The sequence below is a fragment of the Rhodovulum sp. ES.010 genome (assembly GCF_900142935.1).
Classification (GTDB): Bacteria; Pseudomonadota; Alphaproteobacteria; order Rhodobacterales; family Rhodobacteraceae; genus Rhodovulum.
Genome location: NZ_FSRS01000001.1, coordinates 2,417,873 through 2,434,936 on the forward strand (window position 1 = coordinate 2,417,873; position 17,064 = coordinate 2,434,936).

Here is a 17,064-nt window from a genome sequence, read left to right on the forward strand (position 1 = left end):
GCCGCGCCCGAGGGCGCCGAGCCGGTCCGCGGGCACCCTAGCGCCAAGCGGGCGGCGCGGACAGGGCCGAGTGTGGGCGCAATGGGCCCGGCCCGCCAGCGCGGCACTCCGGCGCGACGCGTCAGCGTGGCATGCGTCGCCGGGGCGGGCGGCGCACCACCCGGCACGCCGCGAGGACGCCCGCGCCGAGCGAAACCAAGGCGACCGCAACCGCCGTGAGACCGGCCGTCGGCACGCCGCCCGGAAGCAACAGTTGCGCGAGGACCGAAATGAGCCAGAAGGGCGGGGCCGAAACCAGCGCCAGCACCGAAGCGAAGATCAGGTAGGCTGCGAGCGGGCGCTGATCGGGATGGCGCCACCGCTGCGCAAAGGGCCAGCATGCCGCCAACAGCACGACGGCCGCGATCAGCAGGATGGGCGGATAGGGCGGTGGAAAGAACATGGCATGCTCCCCAGAACGGCGGCGGGCTTGGGCGCGCGGACAGCGCGCCCCGGCTGCCAGTTGCACGTGTGGCAGGACGTTTGGCGCAGAGCCGCCGGGACAAGAAGACCTTGGCCGCGCCGTGACCGCGAGGGCGACAGCGAGGTCGCACCTGCAGGCTAGCGGCGGAAGTATCCCCGGACCCGCCGGGCCAGGTTGGTCACGCTGTAGCGGCGCAGGTCGCTGCGCTCGACGCCGCCGTAGTTGTGCACCTCGGGCGCCTCTCTGGGCTCTTCGTCCGCCAGCTTCGCCCGCGCCTGGAGCGCGAAGATGGCCGCCTCGACCTCTTCGGCGGGCGCGCCCTCGGCCTGCCCGTCGGTCACGCGGGCAAGCCATCGCTGCAGCAGGTCCAGCTTGAGCTCGTAGTCGTAGCGCGGCGCGTCGACGATCTCCATCGGGTCGCCAAAGAACCGGTCCGGGTGTTCCCGGAGGTCCTTGAGGCTCCTAACATCGTTATCGGCGTTATCGGCCATGCGCTCCTGTCCATGCCCCGGGCGTCTGTACCCGTGCCGACACCAACGCCCGTAACCCGCGCGCGCTCCGCGTCGGACGTGCGCCGCAGCCGCGCGACCGCAACGCGCCCCAGGGAGAAATCCGGGCGGGCGCGATGGCCCCTTGCGGGGTGTTTTGAGGCGGGCGAGGGATACAGCCCCCGCCCGCCGGGCAACGCCTAGTTGGGGACCACGCCTTCCGCGCCGCCAGAGGCAACGGCCTGATCCGCCAGCGTGGCACGGGCGCGGGATAGGCGGCTGCGCACCGTCCCCTCGGCCACGTCGAGGCGCCGGGCGATCTGTTTCTGGCTCAGCTTCGAGAACGCGCTGAGCATCAGCACGTCGCGGTCGCAACGGCGCAGGCGCCCAAGCCCGCGGGCCAGATCGACGACCTCCATCCAGTCCTCCTGAGAGCCCTTGCGGCTCATCTGCGGGTAGCCTTCCTTCAACTCGACATGGGTGCCGCGGCGCTTGCGCCTGCGGCACTTGTCGAAGTGGATGTTCCGAAGGATCGTGAACAGCCACTTGCCCAGATGGGTGCCTGGCTCGAACCGGTGCTGGTTGCGGATGGCGCGCAGCATGCAGTCCTGGACAAGGTCCTCGGCGTCCACCGGGTCGCGGGTCAGCGACAGGGCATAGTTCCGGAGATCCGGGATCTCGTTAGTCAGATCTTCCTCGAAGCTCTCGGCGTCGCCACGGGGCGGACACGGTCGAGCGGTCGTCTCTGTGAGATTCGTATGTTTCATGTGGGCACCCTAGGCCAGCGCCCCGCCGAGCCAATTATCCGCGGTTAATTGCCGCGGCTTTCCGTGTCGTAAAGCTCTGAACGCTGCGTCGGTCGACCGGCCCGCGCATGACAGCAGCCGGGCACATGCGCAAGCCGACGCCCGGCTGGGTCGGACACCGCGGCACCATGAGCGATCGTCTCAGTCGTCGAGGACGAAGGTCACCTTCATCGTGACCTTGTACTGGTCCTCACCGCTTTCGTTGACGATGAGTGCCTGATCCTTCACCCAGCAGGACTTCACGTCGCGCAGCGTCTCCTTGGCGCGCGCCCCCCTCTTTAAGAGCTTCCTCGAAGCCAGCGCTGGACATCGCGGTCAGTTCGGTCCTGCGTGCAACAGACATGACTCCGCCTTTCCGCTTGCGGTTCACCCCATCAACGCGGCGCATACGGGGACGCTGCGACTCGTCGGGCGGCAGCGCCGCCGCGCCACAAGGCGGACGGACTCGCATATGGTCGGCAAGATGGCCGCGTTGTGGTGGCGGCCGGCGCGGCGCCCAAGGCGCATGGCGCACGGCGCACGCGGCGAAGGCTCAGCCGCGCGCGCAACCCTCGTCGACCGGCACATCCTGACAGGTGATCGCGTCGAGTTCGTCGAGGGACACGTCACAGCCCGCAAGCGCCTCGCGCAGCGCGCGGCGCAGCACTTCCTCGTGGGTCGGGTGATAGGCCGGCATGCGTAGCAATGCGCCAAGATCGGCGTCCTTGTCGATGGCGAAGGCCAAGAGATGGCCCATATGCTCAGCCTCCGGTCCCACGATCGCCGCCCCGAGAAGCCGCGCGGTCGCCTTCTCGGCATAAAGGCGCATGGCGCCTCCCGCCCCCCGCTGCACCAGCACCCGCCCGGTGCTGTCGAGCGATGCGCCGCCGACGGCGATCCGTTCGTGCCGGTCGGCAAGCTCGTCCCATGTCGCGCCCGCGACGGCGATCTGCGGCTCGCAGAAGACCAGCCGAAGCGGCACCCGGCGGCGGAATGCGGCGTCCTGCCCGCGGGCGGCGAAATGGCCGGCGATTCGGCCCTCGTCCGCCGCCTCATGCAACAGCGCCGGCCCAGCGCCCGCGTCTCCGGCGAAATAGAGCCGGGCGCCGGGCGGGTTGAGACAGCCGCGCGGCAGGTCGGGCCGCCCGTCCTCGCCGAGATCGAGCCCCAGCCGGTCGAGCCCGAGCCCGTCGAGATTGGGCGCCCGTCCCATCGCGGCGAGCACGAGGTCGACCTCGACCGCGCCCTCGTCCCAGCGCATCGCGATGGCGCCGCCCTCGCCGGGTTCCGGCGCGGCCTCTGCGCGGACGATGCGCATCTCGCCCTTCAGCGCCTCGCGCAGCCGGTCGAGCAGATCCGGGTCATCGAGGCCGCCAAGCGTCGCCGACGGATCGAACCCCGTGACCTCGACCCCGAGCCGCGCCATCGCCTGGCCGAGTTCGAGCCCGACGGGCCCGAGGCCGACAACGGCCATCCGCCGGGGCAGGGCGTCGAGTTCGAAGACCTCCTCGGTGGTCACGATCCGGTCGCCGAACCGCGCGCGCCAAGGCTCCGGCACGATGGGCCGCGTGCCCGTCGCGATCACGGTCGCGGCGGGGCGGAACCGATGCGCACCGGCGCACAGGACGCCGTCCGGCCCGAAGACCGCGGCGTGCGGCACCAGATGCGTCTCCCGCCAGTCCGCCATGCCGTCCAGCACGCCGCCGACCAGCCGGTCGCGCAATTCGCGGGTGCGGGCAAGGACCATTGCCCCGTCGGCGCGCAGGGCGTCCCCCCCGGCGATGCCGAGATCGGGCAGCGCCTCGCGCCGCTTGAAATCGTGGGCGGATTGCAGCAGCGCCTTGGACGGCATGCAGGCCGCCCGCGCACAGGTCGTGCCCAGCGGGCCGGGGTCGAAGACGCGATAGCTATCGGTGACCTTGGCGACCTCGGCCCGCGCCGAAAGCCCGGCGGTGCCGGCGCCGAGGATCGCGACATCGAGAGGCTGGGAAGTCATCGTGGGTCAGTCTCCGTCGCGGCGTCGTTTTCCGGGCCGCCGATGAGGGGTGCCAGGCTGGCCTGCAGGCCGATATCGCCGGGCATGCGGCTATCAACCATCACGCCGTGAAGGTGGGGCGGGCACCGATGCGGGGGGCGGTCAGAGACGCGGCAGCCGGTGATCTGGTCAGCAGAGGGCTCAGAATGCGCCGCGTTCCCTTCGGCGCATGGCTGACTCTCCTTCGGCGTTGGCGGCTTCCGAACCCCGCGTTCTGCCGGTGCCTGTATCCGCAACCGCCCAAGTCTGCCGGTTTCACGCATCAACTGGCCCCCGGGCGCCCGCCCGCAGGGGGTGGCAGCGTCACGCGGGAGCGGTGGAAGAGCGCGCGGATCGCATGGCGCATCCGCCCCGGTTGGCGGCTCGACGGGAGGTCTTCGCCGGGGAGGGAAAGCCCGTGCCGGGCCGTATGCGGGACACCCGGCGCGGCGTGCAGCAGCGCCGCCAACTGGGCATCGGCCAACAGGACCGTCACCCTCGTCCTGCACGCTGCGGCCGCCATGGCACGGCGAAGTTCGGCATCCGGGTCGAGTTTGCCGGCCATGTTGCACTCCTCCAATCCGCGTTCGTCTCGCCCATCACTGCACGCGGGGCATGCCGCATGCCTTAACGGGGGTTAAGTCGCGCCAGGCGCGGGCGCGTAGCGCGCATGCGCGGCATTCAGCCCGCGGCTCCTTCGGTTTCGGTCGCGGACCGCCCCTCGTCCAGCCACGTCCGCGCGAGCGCTTCCTCCGCGACGGGGAAGAAGCGCATCTCGGCCTTCGCGAAGGGCGCCGACAGGGCAGTGCCCCATTCCTCGAGGGACGTCTCTCCAACCACCGCGATGCGGCCGAAATCGCCGCGGTGCTTCAGATCGAATTTCAGGTCCCGCCAGAGCGCGCTTATGTCCCAGCCACGGAAATCCTCCAGCCGGATCAGCAGGCGCAAAGCTCCGGTCGCCAGGTCGATGGCATGTTCCAGTTCCGGCACCGCATCCTCGTAGTCCCGGACCGTCAGGCCCCCGAAGACCCGAAGCACGATCCGGTCCGTGCCCTATCCATGCTCGATGGTGATAAGGATGTGCGCCTCACGCCTCGCCCTACTGGCGCATGGCCCGTGCCAACGCGATCTCCGAGATTCCGAGGAACAGAAGATCAATGCCCACCAGAAGGCCGATCGCCCAAAGCGCGGTCCCCGGCAGACCGATCAGCAACAGCACCCCGAGAGCGGTGGACAGCAAAGCGGAGAACGCGAACCACCCCCAGCCCCGGAGGCGCGGCAGGTCGGCCCGGCGGCGATAGGGCGGGCTGAGATACCAGCTGGCGACCAGTTTCGCGATGCCGCCGGCGATGAAGAAGGCCGCAAGGATCATCGTCAGCGCCACCACGGCCTCGACCGGATACAGCAGCAGGACCGCGCCGGCCACGACCGACAGCAGGCCGAAGACCAGCGTCCAGAGCTTCGATTCGACGCCCTTGGCGAAAATGGCCCGGGCCAGATGAAACAGGCCCGAGACGGCCAGGGCCGCGCCCAGCACGAGGTTGGTTGCCAGCGTGGCCGCGAACGGAAACAGGATGGCGAGCGCACCGACGACGATCGTGGCCCCGCCGCAGACCAGAAGCCAGGTCGCGACGTTCTGCCGGTCCTCGGGGGCGTTCGGGACGGTCTCGGAGATGCTCATCGTGTCGCCTCTTTCCTGCCAGAACTGCACGCGATGGCGCGGACCGCGCCCGCGCCACCCGCAACGGGTTACGAAAAGCGATTCGCGGCGGATTTCACCGCCGATTCCAGTTCGTTCCAGGCCTTCTCGATGCCGCTCTTCAGGTCCTTCCACGCCTCGCCCCGCGAGCTGTCCAACTCGTCCAGCCTGTCCTGCGCCTCGGCCTGCCGGGCGCGCAGCTTCTCGATCTGCTTGTCATATTCGACCCTGGCATCGGCGCCGGCCTCCACGGCCTTCGCCTGGAGCTTGTCGATCTCGGCGCGCCACTGGTCCAGCCTTGCCTGGATCTTCTGGCGGTATGCGTCCTTCTCGTCCATCTGAACCTCCTTCATATGGTCCTGTAAATCTCGCTCAGACCGGGGTGGCGCCCTTCGTGGAGCGGCGGGCGACCCTGGTCCGCGACACCGCTTCCGCCACGCCTTCATTCGCAGCCTCCACCTCCGCGCTTGCGAGCCGACCGACGCAGCGCGACCACAAATCCACCCAGTCGCCGAGATCGTCGGCAACGCGTTGCATCGACTGACTCTGCCAGTCCGCCATCGCCTGCAGGGCGGCTTGAGGCGCCACCCCCGCACCTTGCATCTCGTGCATGACTTCAAGCGCCGACTGCGCGGCCTCGTGACGGCGCCGAAACCACTTTTTCGCGGCCCCCTCGACCTCCTCGAGGATGTCCTCCTGGGCTCTCCAGAAATGCTCCAGCTGCGGCGCAGCAACGGGCCCAAGAGCAAACACACCCTGCGCCTGGCGCACCATGTCGCCGAGGGTAACGTCCGTTTCCTTCGCCATGGCGGTCGCTCCTGCGCTTTACGTCCAAATTCCGCCCAGTAGATGCGGAGCCGACGCAGACCGCATTAACCTGCGTAAACTGTCGCTCGGCAATCCGACGCCGAGCACCCCATTGGTCGACGCCCGCAAGCGAAAGATGAGAAGCTCCCTTTTTCCAATGGGTTGAACAGCGCCACACCCCGGCGGGACACGCGTGCCCAGCAACGCCAACCGCCGCGCCCGGCCGCCCGGCGCGCTTCCGCATTGAAAAGGGGGCCGAAATGGACAACCATGAGAACAGCAGGGGGTGGGGTTGTATTTCAAGGCTCGTGGCCGATTGGGCGCCTTGGCCACGCGATTCTCTGGGTTCACCGTCACAGCGGGAAGATATGGTACTGGCACCGGAACATTCGAAAGACGAAACCTTGGCGCGGGATATCTTGCCGCCGACGTGGCAGCGCCTTGAAGCCGCGTCCTCTGCGGCGCTGTCGGACACGCTCGGCCGCCACATTCGGGAGCGGCCTGCCGCCGAGACGCTGAAACTGGAAGGCGACGGGGTTCGCTCGGTCTTCTTCCTCCTCTCGGGGTGGTTCGCCGTGTCCAAATCGATGGAGGACGGGCATCGGCAGATTCTCGACCTGATGCTGGCCGGCGACGTTCTCAACCCGGGGTCGGCGGACGCAAGCGCCAGCGCCGTGCATATAGAGGTGCTGGCCGACGTGGCCTTCTCGGCCGTGCCGCTCGACGTCTGGGAACGGTTGCTCGACGAGCAGCCGCAGATACGCAGGCTTCACGATACCAACATGAAGGCGTCCATGGCGCGCATGGCCGAACGCATGCTCCGTTTGGGCAAGGGCAGCGCGGCAAGCCGGATCGCCTACGCGCTCATCGAGCTTTGCATGCGGCTCGACGCGATCGGCGCGGCCGAAGAAGACGGGTTCCACGTGCCGCTCACGCAGCAGCAACTGGGCGATTTCACCGGTCTGTCGGCGGTCCATATCTGCCGCACCCTGCGGCGCATGTCGCGTAAGGAGATCATCTCGGTCGAAGAACACATGCACATCCTGATTCGCGACATGGACGCGCTCGCGGAGATCGCCGAAGTCGATCCCGACAGTTTGCGGAGCCAGATCATCCCGGCGGCCTGACGCAGGGACCGGGGCTAACGCATCTCGGTGATCTCGCCCAGCGCCTGGCCGGCGAGTTCCTCGGACACGTTCTCGGCAATATCGCCGAGCGAGATCATGCCCACGATCCGCCGATCGCCATTGACCACCGGCAGGCGACGGATCTGCATTTCTCCCATCACTTCCGACGCCACGACCACTGGCTGGTCGGCCCGACAGGTCACCGGATCGGGTGACATGACCTCGCCCACCGGCCTGTCGACAGCGCCGTCCGGCATCGCACGTGTCACGATATCGCGGTCGGTGACCACACCGACAAGATCGTCTCCGGCCAGCACCGCAAGCGCCCCCACCCCATGCGCGCGCATCAGCAAGGCCGCCTCGCGAATCGGCATCGACGGGTTTGCCACGACCGCCGGTGAAGACATGACATTTCGGACTTCCATCGGTCTCTTTCCATTGTCTTCATTGGAGTGTCGTGGCGTAACATCCTGCACGGCATTTTTCGTTAACATCGGTCAAGGCACGGGGCCTCTCGCGCCCGACCTCTCGGACCAAATGCTGCAAGAGGTCATCGGCCATCTCGGCCCGTGGCCGCGCGATGCGCTGGCGGCGATGATCGACTACAGCCGCAGCAATACCGACATTGGGCGCTTTTGCGCACTCCCGGAGAAGACGGTCGCCGCGCTCCGCAAGCTTTGGAGCTGCCCCGGAGTGGGCTGATCCCTGGCACGGGCCGGGGCGCTTTCGCCCAACCGCGCCGCTCTCAGGTTTCCGGGTAGTCGGGCCCGGACTCCCCTCCAGTCTTGCCGGCCGCGGGCTTGCCGCTCTGCATCTTCCAGTGCGGGTCTTCACTCTTGATCCAGCGTGAGATCGCGTAGGCCGCCGGCCATGTCAGGACGAGCCCCAAGGCAACGGCAAGCGCGATGGGCTGCCACGCGTAAAAGCCCAGGGCGAGCACGACGATCACGAAACTGCCCACGAGGACGGAGCCCGTCATGAAGGTGAGCACGATGCTCAGGCGATCCAAGAAAGCCTCCTTTCCGGCCCCCGGAAGGTGGGGGTCGCTTGCGGGAGCCTCCGCAAAGGCGCCGGTTGCGGCATTAACGCGCGTTAAGGACCCGCGGGGCGGCTGCTGCCAGCCATGTGCACATGGTATCCTCGACCGCAGCCCCCGCACGGACCGCCGCGCAACTGCCCGACCGTCATGGCACGTTATTTTCGCGCGAGTTGGGCATCGACCTCACGCAGGCGACGCCCGCGCCGCTCTTTCGCTGGCTCTGCGCCGCCTTGCTGATGAGCGCCAGGATTTTGCATCGCACCGCGCTCGATGCCGCGAGGGCGCTGGCCGCGGCCGGGTGGACCACGGCGGACAAGATGGCCGCCAGCGCGTGGAAGGATCGCGTGCGCGTTCTCAACCGCGCGGGCTATGCCCGCTATGACGAAAGCACCGCGCGGATGCTGGGCGAGACGGCGGACCTTCTGATCGCGGAGTATGACGGCGATCTGCGCAACCTGCGTGCGGCCGCGGGCCGGGATTGCGCGGCGCAGCGTGCGCGGCTCAAGGCGTTCAAGGGCATCGGCGATGTCGGCGCCGACATCTTCTTCCGCGAGGTGCAGACGATCTGGACCGAACACTACCCGTTCATGGACGCCATGGCGCGCAAGGCGGCGCGGCGGCAGGGCCTGCCCGACGACGCCGATGCGCTTGCCGAACTGGTCGGGCGCGAACGCTATGCCGCTGTGCTTGCGGCGCTGGTCCGGGCCGAACTGGCCGACGGATCGGACTAGCGGACGGTGCCGTTGCGCGTCAGCTCAGTCCCTGTCCGACTTGCCGCGCGCCGCGCCGCCGGGAGACGGCATCGCGCCGTCATCGTCGTGCCGCGCGACCTGCACCCAGGTCGAAAGCGCCAGAACCGCGCCGAGCGAGAGGATCGCGGCGGCGATGCCCGGCAGGAATACGCCCGAGGTGGCCTCGATCTCGAGCAGGATGAGCTTGCGCACGACGGCAAGGACCCGATCACGATGACCGTCCTGACCTGCACGATTCCGCGCTGTCCGGCCGCCATCTGCTGCACCGAATGCGCCAGGTCGACCGCGATGATCGCGGCCAGCACCCGGTCGAACAGAAGCTGAAAGGTGGGGCAGTCGAGCGGGCTTGCGACATCGAGCGTCGCCTCGAAGGTCGCGCGCAGGAAGCTGAACGTGGCGAGCACGATCACGATGGCCATCCCCGGCAGCAGCGCCGCCGAGATGATCCGCTCGAACCAGGCATAGAGTGTTTCGAGATTCAATTCCTGTCTCCCTTGACTATGGCACAGGGCCAGCGGCCCATCGTTCCAACCAAGGCGCGCGGTCCGGCACCCGTGGCGGACAGACCGGTCACACGGCGCGCGCCGAGTGCGGGCCATGCGGGGAGCGCCTTTCGCAAGGAGCCGGGCCCGGACGGCAACCGGCGGTGACGCGCCGCTGGCCCTTCGGGCACGGGCACCGATGGACTCCGGGCCGCGCAGGTGAAACGCTGTGCGTATACTCCCGGTCTACGGTCGGCCGGGGGTCTTGCGGCCCGCGGAGGGCGTTGGAGCCTGTCGGTCACGAGGGGACCTGCGATGCGAGAGGGAGCCGATACATTGCGTGCCCGCGCGCGGGGCGGCGTTGTCCTACTGACACTCGCCAAGCATGCACCGGCCTTCGCGATGCTCTACCTTCCCCCGGCGATCTGGGCAGCCGCCGATGGCACCTGGGCGCTAGCGGTGCATCTGCTCTGGCCATCCGCGGTTGCGATCGCGGTCTTCGCCGCGGTCTGGCGCATGCCCCTGCCCGACGATCTGGGCGCGCTGGAGGCGATGGTTGCCGTCGCGCTCGTGTTCCTGATCGGCGCGGTCGGGGCCGTGCCCGCGTTCCATGCCCTCGGCATGCCGCTGCCCGACGCGCTGTTCGAGGCGATGAGCGGGCTGACGACGACCGGCCTCTCGGTCGCCAGCGCCCCCGATGCCTGGCCCTTCGCCGCCCATGCCCTGCGCGCCTGGCTGCAATGGGTGGGCGGTCTCGTGATCGCGACGGCTGTGCTGGCGCTGATCCTGCCGGCCGGGGTTCCGACGCGCCGCCTGGGCGAGGCCGGCATGGACGAGGCCGACCGCATCGCCTCTACAAGGCGCAAGGCGCGGCAGCTTCTCTCGGTCTATCTGGGGCTGACGGTGCTGATGGGCGCGGCCACGCTTGCCGCCATCCCGGACGGGCGGGAGGCGGTGGTTCTGACGCTCGCGGCGATCTCGACCGGGGGGTTCGCCCCGCGCGCCGACAGCCTGGCCTCGTATTCGGGGCTTGCGCAGGGCGTCGTGATGCTGACCTGCCTGCTCGGCTCGGTTTCGCTCCTGACCTATGCGCTGGCGCTGAAGGGCCGGTTCGGCGACGCCTGGCACCTGGGGTCTCTGCGACGGGTTCTGTCGGCGCTTGCGATCCTGTGCGCGATCTATGCGGTAGCGCTTGCCGCCTCGGGCGACGTGACCGCGGCAGAGGGCTATCGCCGCCTGCTCGACCTTGTCTCGGCGCTGACGACAGCGGGGTATTCGACAGGCGGCATGCCGTTGCCCGGCTTCGCGATGACGCTGTTCTTCGTTGCCATGATCCTGGGCGCCGATACCGGGTCCACCGGCGGGGGGCTGAAGCTGTCGCGCGCGGTTCTGATGCTGCAGGCGTTCCGCTACGCGCTGCGCGCGCCCTCGATGCCCGAACGCTCGGTCACGCCGCTGCGCCAGGACGGCGAGAAGGTGGCGGATCGCACCATCATCGGTGTGCTGGCCCTCGCCTTCATCTATGCCGGGGCGGCCCTGCTGGTCTGCGGGCATTTCACCTGGCGCGGCTATCCGCTGGCCCCCGCCCTGTTCGAGACGCTCTCGGCGCTCTCGACGGTGGGGCTATCCGCCGGACTCGTGGGCCCAGACCTGCCGTGGGACCTGAAACTGTCGTTGATCTTCGCGATGTGGCTGGGGCGCCTGGAGTTCATCGCGGTGCTCGTGCTGTTCCTGCCCCGCACCTGGCAGAAAGGACGCTGACATGCGCGTTGTAATCCTGGGCGCCTCGCGTTTCGGCGAAACCATCGCCGAATACCTGATCGGCGCCGACCACGAGGTCGTGCTGATCGACAAGGACCGGACCCGGCTGGAAAAGCTCGCCGAACGGCTCGATTGCGGCATGATCGAGGGCGACGGCACGATGCCCACAGTCCTGCGCGAGGCGTTCCGCGACGAGAACGACGTGTTCATCGCAGTGACCAACGCCTCGGACGACAATATACTTGCGTCCGTCGTGGCCCGCTCGGTCGGGTTCGGGCGCGTCATCCCGCAGATCACCGCGAGCGAACTGATCGACGTCTGCCACGAACTCGACCTCAACGACCTGATCAACCCGCATGCCACAGTCGCCGAGAATATCTGTGCGGGGCTCGTCGACCAGACGGCGATCGACGAGGAAACGGCCTTGCGCAACCAGCTGGCGCTGAAACGGGTCTACGTGCCCGAGCGGATGGCCGGCGCAAGGTTCGGCGATATCGAGACCCCCGAGGAGGCGCGCGTTGTCGCCCTGATCCGAGACGAGGACGAGATGTTCGCCACGGAAGAAAGCGAACTCCGCGAGGGCGATTACCTGCTGTTCGTGGTCGACCGCGACATGCTCGATGCCTTGTCGGACGCGTTTGCCGCCTGAGGCGGGGCCGACGATCCGGAGGGCGGCACCGGGCGGGTCCAGATGAACACGGCGACGGCCGACAGGATCACGACCTGAAGCGCAAGGATCGGCACCCCGACACCGAGCGCGAGGCTGATGAGAATCGTCGCCGCCATCGACAGAAGGGCCAGCCGCTTGGCCCGGGTAGAGATCGCGCGATGCTCGCGCCAATGCAGGATCGGGGTCCCGAGATGGGGGTGCCGGAGCAGCCAGTGGTAGAGAACCGGCGACGACCGCGCGAAGCAGAAGGCGGCCAGCAGCAGGAACCCCGTCGTGGGCAGCAGCGGCAGGAAGATGCCCAGAACGCCGAGCCCGAGCGCGACGGCCCCCGTGATCAACCATGCGGCGCGAACGAAGATCATGGCTCGACCCTACAGTGCCGCAACGGCAAGCGCCATGCGGCGGCGGCATCCGGCGGCAAAGGCGTCGCGGGCGCCTCAGTCACCCGAGATGAAGCGTCTCTCGATCTCTGCCTCCTGGCTCCGCATGAGCGCCCAGGCGGTGCGCATATGCGCCTCCATTATCGCGCGGGCGGCCCCGGCATCGCCCGCGCGAAGCGCCATCACCAGACGCACCTGGTAGTCGCGCCCCTTGGCCCAGAGTTCGGTATTGCGGGGCATGTAGAGCCGGCGGTAGACGGTCAGGTCGGACAGCAGGCTCACCATGAAATCGATGATGAAGCCCAGAAGCTGGTTCTCCGCTTGCTCGGCCAGTATCGCGTGGAACTTCAGGGAATTGACGTGCTGCTCGCGCTCTTCGTCGAGCGAGGCGGAGGGCGCGTCATAGGCGGCGATATTGGCCTCGAGCCGCGTGAGAACCTCTTCGGACAGCGTACCCGCCAGTGCGGCGGCGAGCTGGGGTTCCAGCGCAAGGCGCAGCTGGTAGATGTCGCCGAGGGTCAGGTTCTTGAAGTAGAAGTAGTTGCCCAAGAGCGCCTTGGCGCGCTGGCGGCTGACCTCGTGAACGAAACTGCCGCCGCCCGGCCCGGTGCGCGTCCGGATCAGCCCCTGCGCTTCCAGTATCCGCATCGCTTCGCGGATCGTGCCCTTGGACATACCGAAGCGGTCCATGAGGTCGGCCTCGCCCGGCAATCGGTCGCCCGGGCGCAGCTTCTGCGCGACGACCCAATCCTTGATCGCTTCGGCCACGCGGATCGGGCGGCTGGGCCGTTCAGAAGTTGATCGGGTGGTGGCAGGCGGCAAGCTGGTCGGTCCCCTTTTCGGTCAGCGGCGGGTCCTCTTTGCGGCAGATCTCCGTGGCCCGCGGACAGCGCCCGGCAAACGCGCAGCCGGTGGGCGGGTTCAGCGGGTCCGGGAGTTCGCTGTCCTTCTGTTCCGGTGCGGTCAGCGGTCGGCCGACGACGGGCGCGCTTTCCGCAAGAAGCCTTGTATAGGGATGTTTCGGCGCGTTGAAGATGCGCTCGGCCCGGCCGATCTCGACCACCGCGCCGAAGTAGAGCACCACGACCCGGTCGCTGACCGCCTCAACCACCGCCAGATCGTGACTGATGAAGAGATAGGTCAGCGCGAACTCGCGCCGCAGATCGGCCAGCAGATTCAGCACCTGCGCCTGAACCGACACGTCCAGCGCCGAGACCGGTTCGTCGAGGACGATGATCTCTGGCGCGGCGGCCAGAGCGCGCGCGATGCCGATGCGCTGCGCCTGCCCGCCCGAGAACTCGTGCGGGTATCGGCTCAGGAACTCCTCGCGCAGGTTGACGCTGTCGAAAATGTCGGCGATGCGAGTATCCCGGTCCGCGCGGTTCATCCCGTAAAGCCGCTTCAGCGGCGTTTCCATGATCTGCCGGACGGTCTTGCGCGGGTTGAGCGACGAGATCGGGTCCTGGAAGACATATTGGATCAGCCGCCCGAAGGCCGCCGGATCGGCATTGTCGAGCGCCTTGCCGGCGATCTCGATATGGCCGGTGGTGGGCTCCAGCAGGCCCACCAGCATCCGCGCGAGCGTGGACTTGCCGCAGCCGGATTCGCCGACGACCCCCAGCGTCTCGCCCGTCTCGACCGAGAACGACATCGGCCGCACCGCGCGCACGCCGGGCCGCGCCTTGCCGAAGAGCGGCTTGCCGAGGTCGAAGGTCTTGGACAGCTCGGTGACCTTGAGCGCGGGCATCAGACGGCCTCCTCGGGGTGCAGGCAGCGCACGGCGCGCGGCGCGGTGCCCTCCAGCGGGATGGCGCCCTGGCGGCAATCCTCCTGCGCCTTGTCGCAGCGGGGTGCGAAGGCGCAGCCCTCGGGCAGATTGTCGACCACCGGCGGCAGGCCCGGGATCGAGGCGAGCTTGCGCTTGCCGGTGCCGAGTTCCGGCACGCAGGCGATCAGGCGCTTGGTGTAGGGATGCGCGGGGGCGTCGAGCACCTGCCTCGTCGGACCCTCCTCGACGATGCGGCCGGCATACATCACCGCCACCCGGTCGCAAAGCTGTGCCACCACGCCGAAATCGTGGGTGATGAAGATGATCGCCAGCCCCCGCTCGCGCCGCAGGTCATCGAGCAGCGCGAGGATTTGCGCCTGCACCGTGACGTCGAGCGCCGTGGTCGGCTCGTCGGCGATGATCACGTCGGGGTCGTTGGCCATCGCCATCGCGATGCCCACCCGCTGGCGCATTCCGCCCGACATCTCGTGCGGGTAATTGCCGAGCCGGCTTTCCGCATTGGGGATGCGCACCGCCGTCAACAGGTCCAGCGCCTTGGCGCGGGCCGCCCGGTCGGACGTGTCGTGATGCACGCGGATCGCCTCGACCAACTGGTCGCCCACCTTGTAGAGCGGGTGCAGCGTCGCCAGCGGGTCCTGGAAGATATAGGCCACGTTCTCGCCCCGGCGGCGGCGCAGCCGTTCGTAGCGCGCGCCCAGCAGGTCCTCGCCCGCGTAGCGCACCGCGCCGCCGGTGATCACCCCCGGCGGCGAGGGCACGAGCCCCATGACCGACAGCGCGGTGACCGACTTGCCCGACCCGGATTCGCCGATCACGCCGACGCATTCGCCGGGCTTTACGTGCAGCGACACCCCGCCCACCGCGCGATAGACCCGCGTGCCGACATGGAACTGGGTTTCCAGCGCGTCGAGGTCCAGAAGGCCGCGCTGCTCGGCCGCCGGCACCGGCCCCTTGCGGTCGACCAGCGTCACCGCCCGCGGCCGCGACAGCGCGCCCGATTTCAGCCGCGGGTCCAGCGCGTCCCGCACCCCGTCGCCCAGCAGGTTGATGCTCATCACGATCAGGAAGATCATCACGCCCGGCACGATCGAGGTATGGGGCGCCGTGATCAGCGCCGCCCGCGCCTCGCCCAGCATCGAACCCAGATCGGCCACCGGCGGCTGCGAGCCGAGCCCGAGGAAGGAAAGCCCCGCGGTTTCCAGGATCATCCAGCCCACCGTGGTCGACATCGCGATGACGATGGTCGAAAGCACGTTCGGCAAAAGCTCGCCGACCAGGATGCGGGTATGGCCGAGGCCCGAGAGCTTCGCCGCGTCGATGAACTCGCGCCCCGCCAGCCCCACGGTGATTCCGCGGATGTTCCGGGCGAAGAAGGGGATGTTGACCGCCGCCACCGCGATCAGCGCGTTCATCAGCCCAGGGCCGAGGGCCGCGACGATGGCCAGCGCCAGCAAGATGTAGGGAAACGCCATCAGCATGTCGATGCCGCGCATGATGACGTTGTCGATCCGCCCGCCGAAATAGCCCGCGACAATGCCGATGGTCGACCCGATCGTCGCCGCGATCAGCGCCGCGGCGATGCCCACGGCCAGCGACAGCCGCGTCCCATGTAGAAGCCGCGAAAGCAAGTCGCGGCCCAGGTGATCGGTGCCGAGGACATGCCCCTCGGTGAACGGCCGCGCGAAGCGGTCTGCGGTCGCGGTCGCGTTCGGGTCGGGCAGCGGCAGAAGCGGTGTCACCAACACGAGGATCAGGATCGCACCCAGCACCACCGCGCCCAGCGCGGCCAGGCGGTTGCGGAACAGGAGTTTCAGGAACTGCGCCATGCCTGCCTCAGGTCTTGATCCGCGGGTCGAGCAGGCTTTGCGCCACGTCGACGGCGATGTTGAACAGCACATAGCAGGCGGCGACGAAGACCACGCCGCCCTGCACCAGCAGGATGTCGCGCTTCAGGATCGCGTCGACCAGCATCCGGCCCACCCCGGGCCACTGGAACACCATCTCGATATAGACCGCGCCCGACAGCACGAAGCCTGCCTGGATGCCGAGCACCGGGATGATCGACACCATCGCGGCCCGCAGCGCATGGCCCATGATCACGCGCCGTTCCGGCACCCCCTTGGCGCGCGCGGTGCGGATATAGTCCTGCCGCAGCACCTCCAGCATGGCCGAGCGCGACAGCCGCGCGATCACACCGGTCGCCACGACCGCCAGCGCGGTGGCCGGCATGACCAGGTGTTTCAGCAGGTCGGGCAGATCGCCGCCGCCATAGATCGCGTACATCCCCGAGACCGGCAGCCATTGCAGGTTCACCGCGAAGAGGAGGATCATCATCATGCCGAGGAAGAAGGACGGGATCGAGATGCCGATCAGCACGGTGAAGGTGATCGCCTTGTCCGCGATCCCGTATTGCCGTGCGGCCGAGACCACGCCGGCCAGAATGCCCAGAACCGAGCAGATCACGAAGCTCGTGCCGGCCAGGATCAGCGTGGCGTTGAACCGTTCCAGCACCTCGTCGAGCACCGGGCGGTTCAGGCTGAAGCTGCGCCCGAAATCGCCCTGCAGCATGTTGCCGAGCCAGATGAAGTACCGCTGCACCAGGGGCTTGTCCAAGCCGAGGTCGCGGTTCAGCTTTTCCACGTTCTCGGGCGTGGCATAGCTCCCGAGGATCGCGGTCGCCGGATCGCCCGGGATCATCGCCATGATCAGGAAGACGATGATCGTGATCCCCAGGAGCACCGGGATCGCCGAGACCAGTCGTTGCAGGATATAGACGCCCATCGCGGACCTCCAGATGCGGGCAAGAGT

At 68.4% G+C, this 17,064-nt stretch carries 24 protein-coding genes and 1 pseudogene; 6 read left to right on the forward strand and 19 right to left on the reverse strand.

The window, feature by feature from the left end:
- Nucleotides 1-121: 121 nt before the first annotated feature.
- From BUR28_RS11855 to BUR28_RS11900, 10 genes are all read right to left on the reverse strand, one after another.
- Nucleotides 122-442 carry a hypothetical protein gene (locus BUR28_RS11855; RefSeq protein WP_074220313.1) on the reverse strand — a complete coding sequence of 107 codons (321 nt, stop codon included), beginning with the start codon at nt 440-442 and terminating at the stop codon, nt 122-124.
- A gap of 158 nt (nt 443-600) precedes the next feature.
- Complete coding sequence (locus BUR28_RS11860) at nt 601-954, reverse strand: hypothetical protein (RefSeq protein WP_074220314.1); 354 nt, start codon at nt 952-954, stop codon at nt 601-603.
- A 197-nt stretch (nt 955-1,151) separates the two neighbouring features.
- Nucleotides 1,152-1,718 (reverse strand): RNA polymerase sigma factor, encoded by a 567-nt coding sequence (locus tag BUR28_RS11865; RefSeq protein ID WP_074220315.1) that lies wholly within the window; start codon nt 1,716-1,718, stop codon nt 1,152-1,154.
- Between the two features lie 180 nt (nt 1,719-1,898).
- A complete protein-coding gene (locus BUR28_RS20810; RefSeq protein WP_217693523.1) occupies nt 1,899-2,000 on the reverse strand; it encodes a dodecin domain-containing protein in 102 nt (33 codons plus the stop codon).
- 289 nt (nt 2,001-2,289) lie between these two features.
- Complete coding sequence (locus BUR28_RS11875; RefSeq protein WP_074220316.1) at nt 2,290-3,732, reverse strand: dihydrolipoyl dehydrogenase; 1,443 nt, start codon at nt 3,730-3,732, stop codon at nt 2,290-2,292.
- Nucleotides 3,733-4,033: 301 nt separating this feature from the next.
- Nucleotides 4,034-4,315: a hypothetical protein gene (locus tag BUR28_RS11880; RefSeq protein ID WP_074220317.1), complete on the reverse strand. Its 282-nt coding sequence runs from the start codon at nt 4,313-4,315 to the stop codon at nt 4,034-4,036.
- Nucleotides 4,316-4,431: 116 nt separating this feature from the next.
- Nucleotides 4,432-4,788 carry a SpoIIAA family protein gene (locus tag BUR28_RS11885; RefSeq protein WP_175566943.1) on the reverse strand — a complete coding sequence of 119 codons (357 nt, stop codon included), beginning with the start codon at nt 4,786-4,788 and terminating at the stop codon, nt 4,432-4,434.
- Between the two features lie 61 nt (nt 4,789-4,849).
- Nucleotides 4,850-5,431 (reverse strand): HdeD family acid-resistance protein, encoded by a 582-nt coding sequence (locus BUR28_RS11890; protein WP_074220319.1) that lies wholly within the window; start codon nt 5,429-5,431, stop codon nt 4,850-4,852.
- Between the two features lie 68 nt (nt 5,432-5,499).
- Nucleotides 5,500-5,787, reverse strand: coding sequence for a sll1863 family stress response protein (locus tag BUR28_RS11895; protein ID WP_074221627.1), 288 nt, complete (start codon nt 5,785-5,787; stop codon nt 5,500-5,502).
- Between the two features lie 34 nt (nt 5,788-5,821).
- Nucleotides 5,822-6,256 (reverse strand): hypothetical protein, encoded by a 435-nt coding sequence (locus BUR28_RS11900; RefSeq protein ID WP_074220320.1) that lies wholly within the window; start codon nt 6,254-6,256, stop codon nt 5,822-5,824.
- 260 nt (nt 6,257-6,516) lie between these two features.
- Between BUR28_RS11900 and BUR28_RS11905 the strand changes: the two genes are divergently transcribed.
- A complete protein-coding gene (locus BUR28_RS11905) occupies nt 6,517-7,383 on the forward strand; it encodes a Crp/Fnr family transcriptional regulator (RefSeq protein ID WP_083626620.1) in 867 nt (288 codons plus the stop codon).
- Nucleotides 7,384-7,397: 14 nt separating this feature from the next.
- Here the strand turns inward: BUR28_RS11905 and BUR28_RS11910 are convergent, their stop codons facing one another.
- Entirely contained in the window at nt 7,398-7,790 is a 393-nt protein-coding gene (locus tag BUR28_RS11910; RefSeq protein ID WP_254813738.1) for a CBS domain-containing protein, read from the reverse strand.
- Nucleotides 7,791-7,920: 130 nt separating this feature from the next.
- Between BUR28_RS11910 and BUR28_RS20110 the strand changes: the two genes are divergently transcribed.
- The gene (locus tag BUR28_RS20110) at nt 7,921-8,085 is read left to right on the forward strand and encodes a hypothetical protein (RefSeq protein ID WP_175566944.1); all 165 of its coding nucleotides are present in this window, start codon (nt 7,921-7,923) and stop codon (nt 8,083-8,085) included.
- A 43-nt stretch (nt 8,086-8,128) separates the two neighbouring features.
- On the opposite strand, the gene BUR28_RS11915 is transcribed toward BUR28_RS20110, so the two are convergent.
- On the reverse strand, nt 8,129-8,392 hold the full coding sequence (locus BUR28_RS11915) for a hypothetical protein (RefSeq protein ID WP_074220323.1): 264 nt from the start codon (nt 8,390-8,392) through the stop codon (nt 8,129-8,131).
- Between the two features lie 122 nt (nt 8,393-8,514).
- On the opposite strand from BUR28_RS11915, the gene BUR28_RS11920 reads away from it, so the two are divergent.
- Entirely contained in the window at nt 8,515-9,153 is a 639-nt protein-coding gene (locus BUR28_RS11920; protein ID WP_074220324.1) for a hypothetical protein, read from the forward strand.
- A gap of 24 nt (nt 9,154-9,177) precedes the next feature.
- Here the strand turns inward: BUR28_RS11920 and BUR28_RS20115 are convergent, their stop codons facing one another.
- Both BUR28_RS20115 and BUR28_RS20815 read right to left on the reverse strand, forming a co-directional pair.
- Nucleotides 9,178-9,366, reverse strand: coding sequence for a hypothetical protein (locus BUR28_RS20115; RefSeq protein ID WP_074220325.1), 189 nt, complete (start codon nt 9,364-9,366; stop codon nt 9,178-9,180).
- Between the two features lie 71 nt (nt 9,367-9,437).
- A pseudogene (locus tag BUR28_RS20815) lies at nt 9,438-9,557 on the reverse strand (hypothetical protein); the annotation flags it as partial.
- On the opposite strand from BUR28_RS20815, the gene BUR28_RS20120 reads away from it, so the two are divergent.
- The 3 genes from BUR28_RS20120 (at nt 9,502) to BUR28_RS11935 (ending at nt 12,066) form a co-directional block, all read left to right on the forward strand.
- Nucleotides 9,502-9,639 carry a hypothetical protein gene (locus tag BUR28_RS20120; RefSeq protein WP_175566945.1) on the forward strand — a complete coding sequence of 46 codons (138 nt, stop codon included), beginning with the start codon at nt 9,502-9,504 and terminating at the stop codon, nt 9,637-9,639. The pseudogene BUR28_RS20815 and the gene BUR28_RS20120 overlap by 56 nt on opposite strands.
- 332 nt (nt 9,640-9,971) lie before the next feature.
- On the forward strand, nt 9,972-11,417 hold the full coding sequence (locus BUR28_RS11930) for a TrkH family potassium uptake protein (RefSeq protein ID WP_074220326.1): 1,446 nt from the start codon (nt 9,972-9,974) through the stop codon (nt 11,415-11,417).
- Between the two features lies 1 nt (nt 11,418).
- A complete protein-coding gene (locus BUR28_RS11935) occupies nt 11,419-12,066 on the forward strand; it encodes a potassium channel family protein (RefSeq protein WP_074220327.1) in 648 nt (215 codons plus the stop codon).
- Here the strand turns inward: BUR28_RS11935 and BUR28_RS11940 are convergent.
- The 5 genes from BUR28_RS11940 to BUR28_RS11960 form a co-directional block, all read right to left on the reverse strand.
- Nucleotides 12,003-12,449 carry a YbaN family protein gene (locus BUR28_RS11940; protein WP_074220328.1) on the reverse strand — a complete coding sequence of 149 codons (447 nt, stop codon included), beginning with the start codon at nt 12,447-12,449 and terminating at the stop codon, nt 12,003-12,005. The genes BUR28_RS11935 and BUR28_RS11940 overlap by 64 nt on opposite strands.
- Nucleotides 12,450-12,524: 75 nt before the next feature.
- Nucleotides 12,525-13,241, reverse strand: coding sequence for a FadR/GntR family transcriptional regulator (locus tag BUR28_RS11945; protein WP_074221628.1), 717 nt, complete (start codon nt 13,239-13,241; stop codon nt 12,525-12,527).
- Between the two features lie 16 nt (nt 13,242-13,257).
- Complete coding sequence (locus BUR28_RS11950; RefSeq protein ID WP_139307640.1) at nt 13,258-14,217, reverse strand: ABC transporter ATP-binding protein; 960 nt, start codon at nt 14,215-14,217, stop codon at nt 13,258-13,260.
- Entirely contained in the window at nt 14,214-16,082 is a 1,869-nt protein-coding gene (locus BUR28_RS11955) for a dipeptide/oligopeptide/nickel ABC transporter permease/ATP-binding protein (RefSeq protein WP_074220330.1), read from the reverse strand. The genes BUR28_RS11950 and BUR28_RS11955 overlap by 4 nt, the downstream gene beginning before the upstream one ends.
- Nucleotides 16,083-16,089: 7 nt before the next feature.
- The gene (locus BUR28_RS11960; protein WP_074220331.1) at nt 16,090-17,037 is read right to left on the reverse strand and encodes an ABC transporter permease; all 948 of its coding nucleotides are present in this window, start codon (nt 17,035-17,037) and stop codon (nt 16,090-16,092) included.
- Nucleotides 17,038-17,064 lie beyond the last annotated feature (27 nt).

Coding starts and splice junctions, on each gene's coding strand:
- BUR28_RS11855 (WP_074220313.1), bottom strand. CDS start 442: ATGTTCTTTCCACCGCCCTATCCGCCCATCCTGCTGATCGCGGCCGTC.
- BUR28_RS11860 (WP_074220314.1), bottom strand. CDS start 954: ATGGCCGATAACGCCGATAACGATGTTAGGAGCCTCAAGGACCTCCGG.
- BUR28_RS11865 (WP_074220315.1), bottom strand. CDS start 1,718: ATGAAACATACGAATCTCACAGAGACGACCGCTCGACCGTGTCCGCCC.
- BUR28_RS11875 (WP_074220316.1), bottom strand. CDS start 3,732: ATGACTTCCCAGCCTCTCGATGTCGCGATCCTCGGCGCCGGCACCGCC.
- BUR28_RS11880 (WP_074220317.1), bottom strand. CDS start 4,315: ATGGCCGGCAAACTCGACCCGGATGCCGAACTTCGCCGTGCCATGGCG.
- BUR28_RS11890 (WP_074220319.1), bottom strand. CDS start 5,431: ATGAGCATCTCCGAGACCGTCCCGAACGCCCCCGAGGACCGGCAGAAC.
- BUR28_RS11895 (WP_074221627.1), bottom strand. CDS start 5,787: ATGGACGAGAAGGACGCATACCGCCAGAAGATCCAGGCAAGGCTGGAC.
- BUR28_RS11900 (WP_074220320.1), bottom strand. CDS start 6,256: ATGGCGAAGGAAACGGACGTTACCCTCGGCGACATGGTGCGCCAGGCG.
- BUR28_RS11905 (WP_083626620.1), top strand. CDS start 6,517: ATGGACAACCATGAGAACAGCAGGGGGTGGGGTTGTATTTCAAGGCTC.
- BUR28_RS11910 (WP_254813738.1), bottom strand. CDS start 7,790: ATGTCTTCACCGGCGGTCGTGGCAAACCCGTCGATGCCGATTCGCGAG.
- BUR28_RS20110 (WP_175566944.1), top strand. CDS start 7,921: ATGCTGCAAGAGGTCATCGGCCATCTCGGCCCGTGGCCGCGCGATGCG.
- BUR28_RS11920 (WP_074220324.1), top strand. CDS start 8,515: ATGGTATCCTCGACCGCAGCCCCCGCACGGACCGCCGCGCAACTGCCC.
- BUR28_RS11930 (WP_074220326.1), top strand. CDS start 9,972: ATGCGAGAGGGAGCCGATACATTGCGTGCCCGCGCGCGGGGCGGCGTT.
- BUR28_RS11935 (WP_074220327.1), top strand. CDS start 11,419: ATGCGCGTTGTAATCCTGGGCGCCTCGCGTTTCGGCGAAACCATCGCC.
- BUR28_RS11940 (WP_074220328.1), bottom strand. CDS start 12,449: ATGATCTTCGTTCGCGCCGCATGGTTGATCACGGGGGCCGTCGCGCTC.
- BUR28_RS11955 (WP_074220330.1), bottom strand. CDS start 16,082: ATGGCGCAGTTCCTGAAACTCCTGTTCCGCAACCGCCTGGCCGCGCTG.
- BUR28_RS11960 (WP_074220331.1), bottom strand. CDS start 17,037: ATGGGCGTCTATATCCTGCAACGACTGGTCTCGGCGATCCCGGTGCTC.